The following is an 18575-nucleotide window of genomic DNA, read 5'->3' on the forward strand; positions in this document are numbered from 1 at the left end:
TCATGCTGGGTCGTGCGTTCGCATTTGCATGGCTTGGCTTGATGCCAGCGGGGGCCGCATTGGCTGAACCGACATATACAATGCTTGGGTTTGACGACCTGAATGGCTGGGCCGCTGATGATCATCAGGCGGCCCTTTCCACGTTTTTGAACACCTGCCGCGATATCAATGACCCCGAATGGGAAAATCTGTGCGCCTACGCGGCTGATGCACCTGATGCGAAGGCGTTCTTTGAATTGTTCTTTCAGCCTGTGCTGATCGAAGATGGTGAACCGATGTTGTTCACTGGCTATTTCGAACCTGAATTGCGGGGGTCACGGACCCGCGGTGGCGAATACCAGCATCCCATCTACGCGGTCCCTGATGATCTTGTACCCGGTCAACCCTATGCCACCCGCCGTGAATTGCAGGAAGGTGATCTGCTGGCGGGCAAGGGATTGGAAATCGCGTGGCTGGCTGACCCCGTTGATCTGTTTTTCTTGCAGGTGCAGGGGTCGGGTCGCGTGAAGCTGCCAGATGGTGGTGGTTTGCGCGTCGGATATGGCGGTAAAAACGGACGAGATTATTCGTCCGTAGGGCTGGAACTGGTCAACCGCGGGATTTTTGAACAGCATCAGGTGTCTGCCGATGTGATCCGCAATTGGGTGAATGATAATCCCGAAGAAGGTCGCGAATTGCTGTGGGTGAATGACAGCTACGTCTTTTTCCGCGAAGTCAGCGAAGTACCTGCCGACAAAGGCCCGCTTGGTGCGATGAACCGGTCGATTACAACGATGCGCTCTATCGCGGTTGATCCGTCTATCACAAAACTTGGCGCACCGGTTTGGATTGAAAAAGAAGGCGCTGATCCGCTGAATCGTCTGATGATTGCGCAGGATACCGGTTCGGCGATCAAGGGCGCGCAGCGTGCCGATATTTTCTACGGCACGGGTGATCAGGCGGGGCGCGATGCGGGTCGGATCAAGGACACGGGCCGCATTGTTGTGCTGCTGCCGATCCAGCGTGCTTTTGCGAAATTACCTGACGATGTGATTGAATAATGCGCAAGCCACGGCATCTGTCACCCGAAGAACGGGACCTATGGGATTCCGTGGCAGGCCGGACGAAACCGCTTGATCCAAAACGGCCAAAGACACCTGAACCGGCCGCACCACCTAAGAAAGCAGCCCCGCGCGAACGCGATATTATTCAGGATTTCATGGTTGGCGCAAAGGCCGACCCGAAACGCCCCAATGACGTGCTGAAACCTATTGGTGCGCGGCTGAAATCCGCCCCCGTGAATATGGACGCCAAGAACTACGGGAGGATGACCAAGGGCAAGCTGAAACCCGAAGGACGGCTTGATCTGCACGGGATGACATTGGCCGAGGCGCATCCTGAATTGGTCGCGTTCATCCTAGGCGCGCAGGCTGTTGGCAAACGGCTGGTGCTGGTGATCACAGGTAAGGGTAAAGAACGCGACGAAGGGTATGCGATCCCCGTGCGCAACGGGATTTTGCGGCATCAGGTGCCGCAATGGCTTGCTTTACCGCCAATGGCGCAGGCGATTTTGCAGGTAACGCCCGCCCATCTGAAACACGGCGGGCATGGCGCGTATTACGTGTATTTACGGCGCAGTCGGTAGGTCTTTGGATGCGTTCTTGAGCGGAAATAGCATCACCAAAATAGCAACGATAAACGATGCCGCGTACCCCAACATTTGCTGTTCAAACCCGACACCTACGTCGATCAACCAACCCGACAATCCGGGACCGATGGCAGAGCCAAGCACCATCACGGCCGTCGCCGCCGCCTTGATCGATCCGATGTTGCGCGTGCCGTAGAATTCGGACCAGATCGCCATCAGTACCGTCGCCTGCCCACCGCCTGCGAGCCCCATGAGACATACGGCCAACGCGGTCCATGCAAGGTGGTCGGCGGACCAATGCAGGGTGAAGGCGGCGACCAACGGCAACAAGTAAAACGGTAGAATGGTCTTGGCGCCGATCCGGTCGATCAGCCAACCGTAAGCGATGCTGGATACCGCAAGCACCCCCGTCCCGATGGGAAAGACGGACACGAGCGCAAGGTGACTGTATCCTTTGAGGTCTGCGAAATGGACTTGGTGGAACCAAAAGGCCGTCGCGAAGGCGGGAAAGAACATGATGGTGGGCGTCAATGCCCAGAAAAGCGGGTGGCGCAATGCGTCGCGACGTGTCCAATGGTGGCCGCCCATGCCCGGTGACGCATTTTCTTGGGTCACCGATTGCGGTGTGCGTTCGAGACGCAAGAGGCGGATCAACACGGGGATCATCGCAAGGGTGAAGATCGCTGCGCATATCCACAACGTGCGCCAGCTTGCGAATGTTTTTAGCCATACGAATGTCAGCGGCAATGTTGCCTCGGCCAACATGTAACCAAGCCCTGCAATTGCGAGCGCCTTACCCCGTGTCGCGACAAACCAGCGGGCCATGGCAACAACGGCAGTGTGGGTCATCATGCCTTGGCCAGTAAAGCGCAACGCAAAGATCACAAATGGCAAGATGATCGTTGTGGTGTTGTAGGCCATCGTGAAACAGGCAGCGGCGAGCATGGCAGCGACGATAATACCAAGGCTACGCACGCGGAACCTGTCGGCCAAACCACCTGCGAACACCATTGCGACAGCGGATGCACCCGTGCCCAACATATACAGCAGGCCCCAGTCGCCATGGGACAGGTTGAATTCAGCCCTGATGTCGCCTGCGAACACGGCGATGAAAAACGTCTGCCCAAAGGACGACAGAAACGACAGCAAAGCACCCGTCGCAAGGAAGGGCGCGTTTTCGCGGATGAACTGGATGTAGCCTGGAGTCATGGCGCGACATTGCGCCGAAGCGGATCGTAAGGAAAGACCGCTTTTGCAGAGACAGGCGGGGGGCCAGCCCCCCGCACCCCCCGAGGTATTTTTGACCAAAAGAAAGGGGCGCGGGATTTGGGTTTAGAGTACGTAACGGCTGACGTCAGTGGAGCGGCTGAGTTCGCCAAGATGTTCTTCGACAAACGCTGCATCGACGGTGATTTCGTCGCCTGCTTTGTCGGGCGCGTTGAAGGACAGGTCTTCGAAGACACGCTCCATCACGGTGTAGAGCCTGCGCGCACCGATGTTTTCAACGCTTTCGTTCACTTCCGCTGCGATCTTGGCGAGGGCTGCGATGCCTTCGGGGGCGAAGGTGATTTTCACGTCTTCGGTGCCCATTAGGGCGGTGTATTGCAGGGTCAGCGCGTTGTCTGTTTCTGTCAAAATGCGGATGAAGTCGTCTTCAGTCAGCGCGCGTAATTCAACGCGGATCGGCAGGCGACCTTGTAGTTCTGGCAACAGATCAGACGGTTTCGCGACGTGGAAAGCGCCGGACGCCACAAACAGGATGTGATCTGTTTTGATGGGGCCGTGTTTCGTGGACACGGTGGTGCCTTCGATCAACGGCAGCAGGTCGCGCTGCACACCTTCGCGCGACACATCAGCGCCGCGTGCGTCGGATTTTGCGCAGACTTTGTCGATCTCATCAAGGAATACGATGCCGTTCTTTTCAACCGCTTCCAGCGCGACCTTTGTTACGCTTTCATCATCAAGCAGTTTGTCGGCCTCGTCCGCGATCAAGGCGTCATAGCTGTCTGCGACGGACATCTTTTTCTTGACCGTGCGTCCGCCCGCCATTTTGCCGAACAAGTCGCCGATGTTCATCATGCCACCCATACCGCCGGGCTGACCCGGAACTTCGAAACCGCCCATGGGATTGGATGTGTCGGCGAGTTCAAGTTCGATGATCGTGTCGTCGAGTTCGCCTGATTTCAGTTTACGCCGGAACATTTCGCGGGTCTGATCGCGGGCGTCGGTGCCTGCTACGGCGGTAATCACGCGTTCCTCTGCCGCTTCGCGTGCTTTGGCTTTCACGTCTTCGCGCATGTGGTCGCGCGTGTCATTGATCGCGATTTCGATCAGGTCGCGGATGATCTGTTCGACATCACGGCCGACATAGCCGACTTCGGTGAATTTGGTCGCTTCGACCTTGATGAAAGGCGCGCGCGCGAGTTTCGCTAGCCGCCGTGAGATTTCGGTTTTACCGACACCAGTGGGTCCGATCATCAGGATGTTTTTCGGGTACACTTCGTCGCGTAGATCGTCGGACAATTGGTTGCGCCGCCAGCGGTTCCGCAAAGCCACGGCAACAGCACGTTTCGCGTCTTTTTGGCCGATAATGTAGCGGTCCAGTTCGGACACGATTTCGCGGGGGGTCAGGTCAGTCATAAGGGTCTCTTATTCAGCAGGAGGAAGACGGTGCAGCGGGATGAAACCGGGCATAAGGCGTAGCAGCATTGCGCGGAATTTTTCCCAGAATGCACCTAAGATGAGAAGGATGATGCCAAGGGCAAGGATCGTCGTCGCGATGCCATCGCCACCAAACACGGTGCCTGCGACGGCCACGACATAACCGATGGCCGTGATCAGGAACGACCGGCGGTCGATGATCATTGCGATGACAGCGATCACGGCGAGGAACGCCAGAAGAACGGTCATGTTGTCGTCGTTGATCAGTGACAGGGCGATGGTGTTCACAAGCGCGGGGGCGGCGACAACATGTAGCCAGAACCCGTTTGCGGCGCGGCGCGTGACACGGTGCGGATCAGACATATCAAACGCCATAGCGGCAATGAAAATCACGATACCAAGGCCAAGGGTGATCCATGCGAAGGGTCCGCCAGCGGAGAGCAGGAAAAGGTCAGCGGGGTTTTGCGGGGTTCCTTGATTAATGGCTGCAATCATCATTGCGACGAAAAATAGGCTGACAGCAATCATCGCCATGGCGAAAGGAACACGGAACCGCAGCCAGAAAAGGCCAACAGCGACGGTTGTCATCGCCAATGGAAACGGCAGACTGCTGTAGTCTTGTTGGCCGATCATGAAGGGTTCGGCGAAGTAGGCGACAAGCGTGACGCCCGCGTTCAAACCAAACAGGATCGACAGGGCAATCGCGGGGCCAACCATGCGCCTGCGCCAGATGAAATATTCGGACAGCAGCCAAAGGAATGCCGCACCGGGGACACCGTACCAGAGTGCAGCATCACGAAATCCGATGATTTGCGTATCGAAGACGGCGGTGATCAGGCCGACCCAGCCAAGCGACAGGATTAGTAGGCCCACGATGATGAAAATCTCGTTGAAGCCTTTGAACAGCTCGAACGGTTCATCGCCCGGATGCAGGCCTTCGCGCGCGCCACGGCGACTGTGCGCGAGGGCGGTCAGAGACGCAGCCTGCTTTTCGGACAGAATGCCTGCGGCGACGCTTGCGCGGATGTCATCAGTTTCGATCATGTCAGATACCTATGGTCTGTTGGGCCAAAGGCCAAGTGATGACATGATTTTCGCGACAGTTCACAAACGCGTATGCGCGGTATCCCGACAGATTTTTCGCCGCTAGGGTCTGTCGCAAGAGGCCATTTACCGGAGGATACCAATGGACCGTCGTACTTTTCTTGCTGCCGCACTTGCCACAACTGCTGCCCCTGCTGCATTCGCTGGCGGACACGGCCGGCTGTTTTCGTTTCGCGGAATCAACAACCACACCGTAACTGGCACCGCAGAGATTGTGGGTAACACTGTGTATCTGCTGGATGATTTCAACTTTGACAGCGCACCCGATCCGCGCATCGCGCTGGGCAAGGATGGCGTGTACGATCCGGCAACGGTGCATACGCTCGTCTTGCAGCCGAGCCAATACAAGGGCGCGTCGTCATGGGAATTGCGCCCTAGCGTGAACCCTGATGACTACAACGAAGTCTGGATTTGGTGCGAAAAGTTCAGCGTTGGTTTGGCGATTGCATCCGCGAAGTAATTGGGGGCCAGCCCCCAAACCCCCGAGATATTTACGACCAAAAGAAAAAGAGCCCGCGTTTACGACGTGGGCTTTTTGATTGTTTCAACAGTCAGTTTGCCGTTGGTGTAGACGCAGATGTCAGATGCGATGGCCATCGCTTTGCGTGCGATTTCTTCGGCGTTCAGATCACTGTCCATCAGGGCGCGACCAGCTGCCAGCGCGTAGTTACCGCCTGATCCGATCGCTGTGACCTCGTGTTCGGGTTCCAGCACGTCCCCTGCCCCCGTGATCACCAGCAGTTCGCTGCCGTCGGACACGATCAACATTGCTTCGAGTTTTTGCAGGTATTTGTCGGTGCGCCAGTCTTTGGCAAGTTCAACAGATGCGCGCGCGAGTTGGCCTGGTGTGGCTTCGAGTTTCTTTTCCAGACGTTCCAACAGTGTAAACGCATCTGCTGTCGATCCCGCAAACCCACAGATCACGTCGTGCCCGCCCGGTGAAAGACGCCGCACTTTACGTGCTGTCCCCTTAATCACCGTCTGGCCAAGGCTGACCTGACCGTCGCCTGCGATGACCACTTCGTCACCTTTGCGCACGCCGATGATTGTGGTGCCGTGCCAGCCGGGAAAGTCGTCGTTTGCCATGGGTCGCGTCCTTTGTTGCCTAGCGTCTATATGGCAATCCGAAGGTTTGCTGACAATAGCGACTGCCAAAACGCAAAAAGGGCGCTCCAATGGACGCCCTTTCGAACCAAAGTGATTGGTTTAGATGGATTCTTCGATCCAGCCTTGGATCGCAGCTTTTGGTGCCGCGCCCGTCTTGTTAGAGACGACTTCGCCGCCTTTAAACATGAACAACGCAGGAATGCCGCGCACGCCCATCTGTGCTGGTGAATTCGGGTTTTCGTCCACGTTGACTTTGACGATCTTAACCTTGCCGTCCATTTCAGCGGACAGTTCTTCCAAAGACGGGCCGATCTGTTTGCATGGACCGCACCATTCTGCCCAGAAATCCACAACAACGGGGATATCGGACTGACGGACTTCGGCGTCGAATGTGGCGTCGGTGACGGCTACTGTGGCCATGATGGCTCTCCTAGATACATGTGCTTGGTCAGAACCTATGAACCAGCGCGGGTAGGGTCAAGCGGCGTTCACGCGTCAGTTACCGTACGTAGAGCATCGCGGGTCAGGTCCGCAGGCAGCCGCATCAAATTTGCTGTGTGTGTCCAAAGGATTGCGGTTTCAATCGCGTGGTGTGGAAAGATTTGGTGCAACGCCGATTGGTAGGCCCCCATCTGACGCAACAAGCCGACAGGGACGTCCTGTGGTTGATCCGGCACCTTGTGGTTCGACTTGTAATCAATGGCCAGCACGTTGGTACCCGTGACGATCAACCGGTCGATCGCGCCGTGAATACGGTCGTCGTTCAGTTCGGGCAGATCGGCGGTCACATCAACTTCGACAAGTGCATCGGGGGTAAAGATTGGCGTCAGGTCCGGTGTGTTCAGCAAACCAATGACGTGGTCGATCAGATCGGTGTCAAAGGTGTCATCCCCCTGCCCATTCAGGATCTTCAGGCCAAGGTCATAGCGGTTTGCTGGTTCGGCAAGCGGCAGATGTTCCAGCAAGCGATGGATCATGGTGCCGCGTGCCTTGGCGGTTTCTTGATCGGCGTCGCGCGGATCGCCGGGTAGCACTTTTGCGCCTTTTAGATCGGACGGTGAAATGGTCTGTGACCGTGTCCCTTCGGGGGTTTCGCCGAACATGATTTTCTGAATTTCTGCCTTTTTAGTGACTGTTTTTTCACGACGTTCGCCTGCGTTCCAGTCAAGGTGTGAGACGCGGCGGATATCGTGATAACCTACCCTTTCCACGACATCGCCTGCTTGCTTCATGCCGTCAGAGATGATGTTGTACCAACTGTCATCGCCGTCTTTAACATCGCCCGCGGCCGCCACGATCAGCCACTTTTCCGCCCGCGTCATGGCAACGTAAAGCAGCCGCATCCGTTCTTCGGTCTGCTTGGCTTTGATCGCGTCCAGCTTTTCGGCGATTGCGGGTGGCGTGCTGTCGGATTTGGTTTTCCATAACGCGACACCGTTCTTTTCGATCAATTCACTGCGCACGATGTTTTTGCGTTCCGCCGTTTCGGGCAGGAATACGATCGGTGCCTCTAGCCCCTTGGCCCCATGCACGGTCATAACCCTGATCCGGTCGCCTTGGCTGTCCATTTGGCGTTTGACCTCTAGGTCGTCGGTCGCCATCCACGCAAGGAACCCCGTGAGGCTGGGGACGCCGGTGGATTCATAGGCCAGCGCTTGGGACAGCAGCGCGTCGATCCCGTCTTCGGCTTCGGACCCTAACCGCGCGAGAAGTTTGCGGCGCCCGTCGTGGCGCGTCAGAATGCGTTCGATCAGGTCGTAGGGGCGTAAGAAATCGGCCTGTTTGCGAAGATCGCGCAAGACGGTTTTGGTGGACTCGTATTGATCGCTGTCACGCAAGGCGGGCCAAAGATACCCTTTTTGCGGACGATGATGTGCAAGCGTGTAAAGATCCTGTTCGGTCCAGCCAAACAGCGGGGATTTCAACGCCGCGGCGAGCGACAGATCATCCTCTGGCAAAGCCAAGAAGGACAGAAGCGCTGCGAGGTCTTTTACGGCCAGTTCCGCCCCGACCCGCAATCGATCTGCGCCAGCGATTTTCAGCTTGGCAGCTTTGCAGGCACGGATAATTTCCGAAAACAGTTCAGATCGTCGCTGGACCAGAATAAGAATGTCGCCTTCGGTCACGGGGCGACGGTCATAGGTGCCGGAATGTCCGATTTCGACTGGAATAGTCTCTTCTTTGATCATCCGTTTGATGTCGAATGCGATCTGATCGGCAAGCCGGACGACGTGATGATCGGGGCTGATCACATCAACAGGATTAGTCCAGTCAATATCGGGTTTTTCGTCAGATGGTTCGACCACGGGCCATAGATCAACGCGCCCCGGCATGTTTTGCTTGAACGCCAGATGCTGCACGTTTGGTTCCAGTCCAGCGGCGCGGTCGCGGGTGAATGTTTCGTCCACGACGCGCAGGATCGCCTGCGACGAACGGAAAGAATGCAGCAACGCTTCGCCATGCAAACGGTCGTCAACGGCTGCGAGACCTTCCTCAAAGTGACCGCGCATTTGGTCGAACGCGGCGGGATCAGCGCCCTGAAACGAATAGATCGACTGCTTCTTGTCCCCAACGACAAAAATAGTGCGGCGACGCGATGGATCGGCGCCCTCGCCTGCAGTGAATTCTTGGGTCAGCTGTTTGATCACGGCCCATTGATCGGGGCTAGTGTCCTGTGCTTCGTCCACCAACACGTGGTCGATGCCGCCGTCTAGACGAAACAGAACCCATTGGGCAACGCGACGGTCTGTGAGCAGGCCTTTGGTCTTCTGGATCAGGTCGTCGAAATCAAGCATCCCCATCGCGGTTTTGCGGGCCTCGTAGGCGGGCACGAAGGCCGCGCCGAACCGGTTCAACGCGGTCGAGCGTTCAAATGCCATCAAAGCCAGACGGTCATTGCGGGCCTGTTCGACGGTTTCCATGATGATATTCACGTCGTCGATCAGTTCTGCGTTCGCTTCGCGTGTGGCCTTAGTCGGGAATTTGTCGATCTTCGCGCCAAAGGGGGCCTTAGCAGTCGGACCGAACAGGAAAACAGACTCTAAAACAGCGATATCGGCGAGCTTTGGTGGCGCAGCAAAGTCAATTGCTGCAAGCGCATTTGCTGCTTTGATCTCTGTGCTACTGCCTTTCGCAAGCACTGCTTGCAGGCGTTTGAGGGTGTCGCGCTCTTCCGGCCCCAATACGGTGTCGAGCAGAACGTCCTCTGTCACCCCTTCCCCCAAATCGAGCGCTGCGTGCAGATCGCTGTCCTTGGCATTTGTGGTGAACAGGCTGCGTTTATTCGCGATTTCAGCGGTCAATGCCGCGACATCTGCTCCCGTGAAATGACGCAACATCGTGTGAACCGTGTCGGCGCGCGGGCCAAGCAGCAGGTCATCCATGACCTCTGCGCGCAGCAATTCGGCCTGCCTGTCTTCCATTTCACGGAACTGAGGGCTGACGGCGGCCTCTAGCGGGAACCGACGCAGTACGCCCGCACAGAATGAGTGGATCGTCTGAATTTTCAGACCACCCGGCGTTTCAATCGCCTGCGCAAACAAAGTGCGGGCGCGATTGAGTTCTTCTTTCGTGATCGTTTTGTCAAAACCCAGCGTTGTCAAATCAGCCCGCAACGCGTCGTCAGGCATCATCGCCCATGCGCCAAGCCGTTTGAACAGGCGGTTCTGCATCTCGGCGGCAGCGGCTTTGGTGTAGGTTAGGCAGAGAATGTTCTGCGGATCGACCTGTTCGAGCAAAAGCCGCGCCACGCGGTCGGTCAGCACCCGTGTTTTCCCCGACCCTGCGTTGGCAGATAGCCATGTAGAATTCAGTGGATCGGCCGCGTTGACCTGTCGTTGGGTCGCATCGTCGCGCATCATGACAAATCCTCCGGTTTTGGCAGATCCGCCATCGTCCATTCGCCGAAGCGCGATAAGTGGTCATAGGGGCTGAAGTCGTCTTTACTGAACATTGCCATGCGGGCGCTATAGCCTGTAGTTTGCGTGTTCCATTTGCCAAAAAGCGTCTCTAATCCAGCGTAAACCGCTTCAATCGGGTTTTCATCCAAGGGTGCCGGCACGTCGCGCATGGCTGTATTCACGCCGAGAAAAACCGCTTCGTCTACGTGTTTTTCGCCAAGGTCCTTGAACGCGCCGCGTGATACCATCACGGCCTCTGCCAGAAGCTGTTTGTCGAACTTTTCCTGAACGTCCTTGGTGGGCACCGTTCCGGTTTTGTAATCGTAGATCAGGGCGGTGTTTTCCGGCGTCAGGTCGATCCGGTCCGCCTTGCAGGTGATGCAGATGCCGACGGACGGCATGTGCATTTCGCCCCACCCTTCGGATACTGCGAGGCTACCTTTGGCTTGCCGCATTGCTTCTGCGGCGAGGAAAACCGGCGCGAGCTTTTCCATCCGCGCCATCCATTGGGCGCGGATCGTGGGCCATGGGCAGTTTGCGGTGAAATGGCGTGCCGCGGTTTCCATCAGTTGCGTGAATGCGGCTGGGTCTTTCGCGTCAGGTTTACTGCCAATGAATTCATCAAGGATCGCATGGATGATGACCCCGCGCAGTGGTGCATCGGCGGTTGGCACAAGCGGATCAAGATCACGCAGGCGCAGCACTTTTGAGGCGTAAATGGCGTAAGGGTCCCTGATTAGGGTCTTGATCTGCGTGACCGAGATTGTGTCGGGGCGTTCGCTAACCGGCGGTTTCGGGGATGGACGGTGCGCAGGTTTGGTCGGTGCGTCCGGCACGCTTAGCTGTGCGGCCATCGCGATCCAACGGTTGCCTTCGGATTGCATCGCCTTCAGCGCGGCAGGACCGTTTTGATCCGGTAGACCGCTGAGCAGGTTGGTTAGACGATTCACCCAGCGCGACGGAACGGTTTCCGCATCGGCGTTGCGTTTGGCGCGTGTGATCCAGACCTCGGCCCCTGCGACGGCCTGCTGGTAATCGTGCGCAGATAATCCGATGCGCCGTTCGGGCAGTAGTAACCCCGCTTGTGCCCGCATTTTGCGGTTAAGCCATGGATCGGGTGTTGGCGCTTCTGGCCAGACACCTTCGTTCATGCCGCCAAGAATGACGAGATCGGCACTTTGCACACGCGCCTCTAACGTCCCCCAGATCAGGATGTTCGGATGGCCTGCATCGCGGTCGCGCACGGTGCCTGCGGCTAAAAGCGCACCGAACAGGCCCGTGAATTCGGTGGCGAACATGTCGCCGCTGGCGTCAGCGTCGCGCAGGATCGTATCGCAAACCTTGCGGGCTTCGCGACCGGCTGCTTCATCCCAAAGACCACCGGACCCTTCATCGGCTTGGCCACGCGCCAGCGCCTCTGACAGATCAATAATGCGTTCAATATGATTTGTTAGAGACTGTTTTGGCGATGGTGAAACGGATCGCAGGATTGTTTGCACCCATGTGGACCAATCCGGATCAACACGAAATCCCTTGTGATTTGCAGCATCAATCAGCGTCTGTTCATCGGGGAAAGGGACAGCGTTGCGGCGGATAAACAGCTCTAATTCCCGCGTGGATAACAAATGCGGACCGCGGTCGTTCTTTGTGGAATGACACAACGGATGTTTGAGCAACGTCAGCAACGCTTCACTGGTAAAAGGGCGGTTCAATGCGTCAGTGACATGCCGCAGGAACCGGCCGGGCGGCGATAGGGCAAGCGGCATGCCCGCACTGTCGTCCGGTACGATGTTCCACAGATCAAGGGCAGCGGCGACTTGGCGCGTCAAGTTTCGGTCTGGCGTGATCAAGGCGGCGGTGACGCCGTCTTCTGCTGCTTGGCGTAGGCGCAGGGCAATCGTTTCGGCCTCTGCCCGTGGGGATGGGGCTTCGACCAGCGTTAATCCTTTGGTCGCGGCGGTTAGATCGCCAAGATCGGGGCCGTCCGCCAGCCATTGATCCGTCACGGGGGCCGGACGTAATGACAGCGAAACCAATGCGTTACGGGCAGGGTTTGGGGCAGGGCGGTTGCCCCATTGCTGGATATCGTCACGCTGCAAATCCATCGCTGACATCAGTTTGCGAAACCTGAATTGCGGGTGATCTTCTGCAACGCCTTTGTCGCCATCTAGCGCGTTCCAGACGTGCGTCGGCATGTCAAAATCGAAACCGGGCAAGACGATTGCACCGTTTGGTAGGTGCGCAACCGCGCGCATGAACAATCCCGTTGCCCCGCGCGATCCGGTTGACCCTGCGACGATGATCGGATGGGCGGGCGGTGTATCGGCCCATGTCGCGATCAGTGTTTCAATGACTTGGCGTTGACGGGCTTCGATATCGGGCTCTGCGCTGTCGGCCGCAAAGTAAGGCGCGATGATGTTCAGAAACTTTAACGCGCGGTCCCAATGCCCGGATTGATCGGTGATGTCGAGGCCGCTGATGTTGTCAGGCGTAACCCCTTCACCTTGCATTTCATCCATCAATTTTGCGAGGCTGTCGGACAGATCGTAAAGTGCTGCGCGCGGGGCCAGTTCGGGTTCTTTGTCCAGCAAAGCAGACACAAACTTGGCCAACTCCAGCCGTCTGCGCAATGGTGACACAGGTGCCGTTACATCCGTGGCGATGGGGTCTTTAGCGAGATCGGTGATCAACCGGATACGCGGCAGCAATCGTGCAGGGCCGGCGTCGAACACGTCTCTGATGCGGCGTTGCATGCGTGACGTGTTCACGAAAATCTGAATTTTCGCGAAGTCCTGTGGAGGCACATCACCTGCGTAGTCCAGCAATCCGGCCACTAGTGCGGTCGCGAAATCTGATCCTGGTGGCAGGCCGAAAATGCGTGGTTTTGTGCTTGGTTCAAACATCTGCGTTCTTACCGATCAGTGTTTCTGCGATCGGGATGCTGTCAGGTTGACCGACATCGCACCAACGGCCCGCATATGTGATCCCGTGCAAAGTGCCGCGTGCAATTGCGTTGTCCCATAGGCGGTTAAGGGAAAATACGTCGTCCGAAATTTCGGCCAAACCATCGGTGCGGATCATTTGCAGGCCGCTGTAAATGTGACCGGGTTGGCGGGTCAGGCGTCCTGTGTCGTCGATGACGAAGTCGCCTTTGCCTTTGTGACCCAGAACTTGCGCGGTCGGGATCAGCATAAGCAGGCCCTCCATGTCGTCGCGCCACGCATTCAGCAGTTGCGCAATCGGATTCGGCCCGCTCCATATCGCGTCCGTATTCAGCGTCACAACCGGATCGGGGCCCAGCAAGGGAAGCGCATGACGCAGCCCACCACCGGTATCGCGCAGCAAATCGGTTTCGTCGGAAAATACGACAGATCGATCAGCCAAATGGTCACGCAGGATGTCTGCTTTGTAGTGCAGGTTCACGACAGGTGGGTTCAGCGATTGGCCTTTGGTCAGGTCGAGCGCGAAATCAATTAACGGGCGTCCCGCGACTTCTACCATCGGTTTTGGTTTGTCGGCGGTCAGTGGACCCATGCGCGTGCCAAGGCCCGCCGCGAATAACATGATGGAGGTCATAGCAGGTCCTTAATTGCCGCATTTTCTGGCGCAGGTAGTGTCTGTTCAACGCAATTTTGCAATTTTTGCAGGGCAGGGTGGGTAAGATCGGCTTGGATCATTTGCCACACATGCGGGATCATGGCCATGTATCGTGTTTTCCCGTCGCGACGTGCGAGCCGCGCGAAAACACCCAAAATGCGCAGGTTCCGTTGGACAGCCAGACAGGCAAGTGCGGCTTGCATGGCATTGGGATCAGCGTCGGTTTCGACGATGAAGTGGTCCGTCATGGCGCGGGCCAGATCGGGATCAACGACGCGCCGGACATCACGGAGCAACGAAACAAGATCGTAGCCACGCGGCGCGATAAATGCGTCTTGATAGTCAAGCAGGCCAACTCTGTCGGTGCCCTTTTTATCGGCGCGCCAAATCAGATTTTCGGCGTGATAGTCCCGCAGCGCAATCTTATCAGCCGTTGGACAGAGCCGTGCCATGTGGTCAGACATTTCGGTAGCGATCTGTGTTTGCTGGGGGTCACCGTACCATTCGGCGGTGATTTCCAACATTTCGCCGCCAACTTCTGGTGTCATGCGGGCAAGGTCCGGTGGTGGCGTCGCGCGGTCAAGTGTCACCAGAATGTCGGTGGCAGCTGTATAAAGTTGGGTTGCTTGATCGGGTGCGTGGGTCAATTGGATCGCGAAATCGGTGGGCCCGAGATCTTCGAGCAGCAGTAGACCATTGTTCGGATCATGCAGCAGGGTTTGCGGGGGGCACAGATGTTGATCCGTCAACCAGTCACCGATTTTCACAAATGTTGCAGTGCTTTGCCCTGTCTGCGGGTCCGCGTCCATGAGAATGACAGGCTGGTTTTCATTGGTCAGGCGCAGATAGCGCCGCGATGATGCGTCACCGGCAAGCGGGTGTTGCGTCCAATTTTCCCACTGCGACCCTTTCAGGAAGTCGCTGATCAACGATGCCCGATCAGTCATTGAGATGGTCCAACCGTTTGGCCCATGCCGGGTTTGGCGAATAGGTGACTGAATGGCCATTTTCCAAGGCTTGGAAATGCAGGGTTAGGGCATTTGACGGGGCATCGTCCCCCAATCTATCCGGCCATTCGATCAAGCAGATGGCAGTTTCAAACGCCTCGTCAAGCCCGAGTTCGAACGCTTCGTCCGGATGCGTGAGCCGATAGAGATCGCAGTGCCAAATCTCTGCGGTCTTCGTTTCGTATGTCTGCACCAGGGTGAAGGTCGGCGATGGAACGTCGATTTCTGCACCAACCATGGTCCGAATGACCGCCCTAGAAAATGCCGACTTTCCTGCCCCGATGTCACCTGACAGCAGGATCGTATCACCGGGGGCTAGGACAGCCGACATTTGCGCGGCAAAGCGCTGCGTATCGGATTCAAGCGGGAAAAATAGCGTGGTCGTGGTCATATCCCATGATTATGACCTGACGCTGTACCTGCAAGCGAATTCAGCCTTTCAGCCCGTAGATCGCCGGGTCAGGCATAGCCAATTTTTGCTGAACTCGTGGGCTCATCCGCGACAGGACGGAGAATGAAATCATCGTCTTGCCGCCAGCAATTGGTTGCGCCTTACAGGTAAACTGTCGCCCATCGTCCAAAATTGCGCGATCGGTCCACAGTTTGCGATGCCCACTTTTGCCAATGAAGTCGCGCAATTCGCCCCAAATCGGTGCGGCGGCGCAATGGCTTTGCCACATCATCATTTCTGCCCGTAGATCGTGCACCCGCACAGTTGTGTCATGATCGACATCCCAAAGGTCGACGTAGGCCTTGTTCGTTGTCACCAATGTGCCGTTTGCAGAAAATACAGCGATCGCATCGGGTAAAGCGTCCATAACGCCTTGTCCGGTTTCGAGGTCTGACCGAAAACGGCGGGTCATTGAAATTTCAGCAGTGATGTCTTCGAAGAAGAAGGCGTAAGATCCATCTCGTGCCGGTTGGCCCGTCACCTTAAAGGTTTGCCCGTCGGCAATTTCCCAGTTTTCGCAATAGGCTGTGCGTTTCGTGGATGAATCGTTCAGCGGGAATTGTTCTCTCCATTTGACGTAATCTTTGGGTTCCGGCAGCAGCCGTGCTTCTCTCAGGCTGTCCAAAAACATTTGCATCGATGGTTTGCTGCTTAGGAATTCTGGCGCCAGATTTGTCATTTCGATGAGCGCCGGATTAAACATCGTCAGGCGATGGTTCGCGTCAAAAGTTGCAAGTCCGGTCGAAAGTTGCGCGAATATACGGCCAAACATTTGAACGGCTTTGCGTTTCTCCTGTTCAGCAAGGACTGCCTTATTCGCATTGCTCGCGAAATGTAGCGCGTCGTTTCCGTTTTTGAAGGTTGTGATATCGAACCACGCTTCGCCATTTTTGGCCGGAATATCGATCGATTTACGCCGCGACACGTGATCGTCGTCGGTCATATCGTGATGCAAATCGGGGAAAGCAGGTTCGCTTGGCCACGATTTAACGGACTTATTTTGATCGTCAGATATGAGGTCGCACAGGTCGAGATAAGCCTGATTTGCCCAATTCAGTTGCCCATCGCTGTCTTGTTGCCAGACCATGTGCGGGGATTTGTCCGCGATGTTCCGAAGCATGGTCAATTCATCAAGCATCGCATCTTGCGCAGCGATTGCGCTGATCGTCAAACTGTCTTGGGTGCATGTCCCGATCAGTTTCACTTGGATCAACCCGTCGATTTCGGTGACCTCAAGAGAAATGGCTGAATCGTCCGTTGCCGTTAGTGTTTGCACTTCATTTCGACCGATACGGTCCATGACTGTGTTCAATGTCGGAAAGCGTGCGCTTAAGATATGCAACATGGATTCCCGTTCGTTCATGTGCGGCGGGACGTCCCTAATCAACATCTGTGCGTCGGGTGTTGCGTCGCGCAATTCGTTCCCATCAAACAGAAATGTCGGAACGATGTTGTCTAAACCCGCGTAGCGATGGTTCAAACCGAGCGTGCAGTAAAACCAAAACCCAAATGCGACAGCCGCAGTTCCACCCAACGATATGGTAGCGATCAACGCCACCTCCAAAAACCCTAGTGATTCCATTTGCCTAACCTAATTTTGCCCAGGCTGAGAGTCGCTTTGTAAGGTTAATGTTGCGTAAACGTTTAGTGAGACTCAGAAAAATCGTGTCGACCGTTATGAAAATTGTTGGTTTTCACCGAGCGGTTCATCAACATCAGGGGTCGCGATGAATTCGATATTGCGGGGCCAGCGGACAGATACGATCGCACCACCAAGCGGTTGCCCCGCCCAGCCAGCCTGCCCTTTGATGCGGCTGTTGGCGAAGGTCAGTGTCGCGCCAGACCGTTCTAGCAACGTCTTTGCGATGAACATACCGAGCCCCATACCTTCGTATCCGGGACGGTCGTTGGTTTGGCGTCTGCGTCGGACAAAGGGATCGCCGATGCGGCCGATAACCGACGCTGGAAACCCTGCGCCGTCATCCATGATCCGCACTTTGATCAGGTCTTCGCCCCATGCGACTTCGATCTGGACGCTTGTATCTGCAAAATCGACCGCGTTCTGAATAAGGTTGCGCAGACCGTGCACGATTTCAGGGCGTCGCGGAATGGACGGTTGCGCCATTGAATCGTCATCCATTGGGCCAACCCGCAACATGACCGTTTTCCCGCGGTTCATGTGAGGTTCAGCGGCTTCGCGGACCACGGTTTCCAAAGGCGCATGTCGAACGTGAAGATCGTCTTTGCCGGCCCTGCCCATGGATCGCAGAATATCACGGCACCGATCGGCTTGTTCCCCAATTAAAACGACATCGTCGTAGTGGTCTGTATTTTCGGATAGATCTTCCATCAATTCGCTGCTGATCAGCTTGATCGTTGATAATGGCGTGCCCAATTCGTGCGCCGCTGCGGCCACGACCCCACCTAGATCGGTCAGCTTTTGTTCGCGTGCCAATGCCAGTTGGGTCGCCAAAAGCGCCTCTGCCATCGTGTGCATTTCCATCGTGACTTGGCGAGCGTAGACCGCAAGGAACGTGATCCCGATGACCAAGGCGGTCCAAAACCCGAACTGGATCAAGGAGGGCAACGTCAGGACGATCCCGTCCGCCGTCGCAATGGGTTGCGAGAACTGCGAGATCAGTGAAATCAATGTGATCGCGACCATCCCCAGCACCAAAGTACCGCGCAACTGCAGCACGGTTGCGGCGATAGTGACGGGCGCCAAGATCAGGACCGCAAAGGGGTTCACCAAACCACCGGTCACATACAGCAAAAGCGTCAGCTGAAAGATGTCGATGATCAGCATGGAGAACGCTTCACGTTCTGAAAGGCGCTTGTTCTCGGGATAGACGGACGTGAAATACAGGTTCGCGATGATCGCCAAACCAATCACTGCGGTCGCGTAACCCGTTTGCATCTGCAATCCATAGAGCTGGACCGCCACAAGGATTGCGGCAGATTGTCCCGCAATCGCAAACCATCGAACGCGCAAAAGCGTGCGTAGCCTGACCCAATTGCTGCGTTCGCGGTCTTCGCCGATGTGGTAGTCAGAAACGTCCATGTGATCGCCGTTTACCTGTCTGTTATGTACCCCTACATACAGGATACGTTATACACGGGCC

General features: G+C 56.4%; 15 protein-coding genes. 3 read left to right on the plus strand and 12 right to left on the minus strand.

Annotation, left to right across the window (positions count from 1 at the left end):
* Window positions 1-2: 2 nt before the first annotated feature.
* On the plus strand, window positions 3-1040 hold the full coding sequence (gene mltA, locus AC0L7R_RS00585) for an MltA domain-containing protein (RefSeq protein WP_473658294.1): 1038 nt from the start codon (window positions 3-5) through the stop codon (window positions 1038-1040).
* A complete protein-coding gene (locus AC0L7R_RS00590; RefSeq protein ID WP_473658295.1) occupies window positions 1040-1624 on the plus strand; it encodes a Smr/MutS family protein in 585 nt (194 codons plus the stop codon). The genes mltA and AC0L7R_RS00590 overlap by 1 nt, the downstream gene beginning before the upstream one ends.
* On the opposite strand, the gene AC0L7R_RS00595 is transcribed toward AC0L7R_RS00590, so the two are convergent.
* From AC0L7R_RS00595 to AC0L7R_RS00605, 3 genes are all read right to left on the minus strand, one after another.
* The gene (locus tag AC0L7R_RS00595; protein WP_473658296.1) at window positions 1607-2836 is read right to left on the minus strand and encodes an MFS transporter; all 1230 of its coding nucleotides are present in this window, start codon (window positions 2834-2836) and stop codon (window positions 1607-1609) included. The two genes, AC0L7R_RS00590 and AC0L7R_RS00595, sit on opposite strands and share 18 nt — an antisense overlap.
* A 123-nt stretch (window positions 2837-2959) precedes the next feature.
* Complete coding sequence (gene hslU, locus AC0L7R_RS00600) at window positions 2960-4267, minus strand: ATP-dependent protease ATPase subunit HslU (RefSeq protein WP_473658298.1); 1308 nt, start codon at window positions 4265-4267, stop codon at window positions 2960-2962.
* 9 nt (window positions 4268-4276) lie between these two features.
* Window positions 4277-5332, minus strand: coding sequence for a hypothetical protein (locus AC0L7R_RS00605; RefSeq protein ID WP_473658299.1), 1056 nt, complete (start codon window positions 5330-5332; stop codon window positions 4277-4279).
* Between the two features lie 142 nt (window positions 5333-5474).
* On the opposite strand from AC0L7R_RS00605, the gene AC0L7R_RS00610 reads away from it, so the two are divergent.
* Complete coding sequence (locus AC0L7R_RS00610; protein WP_348109402.1) at window positions 5475-5852, plus strand: DM13 domain-containing protein; 378 nt, start codon at window positions 5475-5477, stop codon at window positions 5850-5852.
* Between the two features lie 59 nt (window positions 5853-5911).
* On the opposite strand, the gene hslV is transcribed toward AC0L7R_RS00610, so the two are convergent.
* From hslV to regB, 9 genes are all read right to left on the minus strand, one after another.
* Window positions 5912-6478, minus strand: coding sequence for an ATP-dependent protease subunit HslV (hslV, locus tag AC0L7R_RS00615; RefSeq protein WP_473658301.1), 567 nt, complete (start codon window positions 6476-6478; stop codon window positions 5912-5914).
* A gap of 120 nt (window positions 6479-6598) precedes the next feature.
* Window positions 6599-6919, minus strand: coding sequence for a thioredoxin (trxA, locus tag AC0L7R_RS00620; RefSeq protein ID WP_247128081.1), 321 nt, complete (start codon window positions 6917-6919; stop codon window positions 6599-6601).
* 68 nt (window positions 6920-6987) lie between these two features.
* Window positions 6988-10359, minus strand: coding sequence for a double-strand break repair helicase AddA (gene addA / locus AC0L7R_RS00625; protein ID WP_473658302.1), 3372 nt, complete (start codon window positions 10357-10359; stop codon window positions 6988-6990).
* Complete coding sequence (gene addB, locus AC0L7R_RS00630; RefSeq protein WP_473658303.1) at window positions 10356-13301, minus strand: double-strand break repair protein AddB; 2946 nt, start codon at window positions 13299-13301, stop codon at window positions 10356-10358. Before addB ends, addA begins: the two co-directional genes overlap by 4 nt.
* Complete coding sequence (locus AC0L7R_RS00635; protein WP_473658305.1) at window positions 13294-13974, minus strand: NTP transferase domain-containing protein; 681 nt, start codon at window positions 13972-13974, stop codon at window positions 13294-13296. The genes addB and AC0L7R_RS00635 overlap by 8 nt, the downstream gene beginning before the upstream one ends.
* On the minus strand, window positions 13971-14942 hold the full coding sequence (locus AC0L7R_RS00640) for a phosphotransferase (protein ID WP_473658306.1): 972 nt from the start codon (window positions 14940-14942) through the stop codon (window positions 13971-13973). Before AC0L7R_RS00640 ends, AC0L7R_RS00635 begins: the two co-directional genes overlap by 4 nt.
* Window positions 14935-15393 (minus strand): tRNA (adenosine(37)-N6)-threonylcarbamoyltransferase complex ATPase subunit type 1 TsaE, encoded by a 459-nt coding sequence (tsaE, locus tag AC0L7R_RS00645; RefSeq protein ID WP_473658307.1) that lies wholly within the window; start codon window positions 15391-15393, stop codon window positions 14935-14937. Before tsaE ends, AC0L7R_RS00640 begins: the two co-directional genes overlap by 8 nt.
* A gap of 40 nt (window positions 15394-15433) precedes the next feature.
* Complete coding sequence (locus AC0L7R_RS00650) at window positions 15434-17035, minus strand: PAS-domain containing protein (RefSeq protein WP_473658309.1); 1602 nt, start codon at window positions 17033-17035, stop codon at window positions 15434-15436.
* A gap of 93 nt (window positions 17036-17128) precedes the next feature.
* Window positions 17129-18514 carry a sensor histidine kinase RegB gene (gene regB, locus AC0L7R_RS00655; protein WP_473658310.1) on the minus strand — a complete coding sequence of 462 codons (1386 nt, stop codon included), beginning with the start codon at window positions 18512-18514 and terminating at the stop codon, window positions 17129-17131.
* Window positions 18515-18575: the final 61 nt, after the last annotated feature.

Source organism: Yoonia sp. D2-7 (assembly GCF_055809435.1).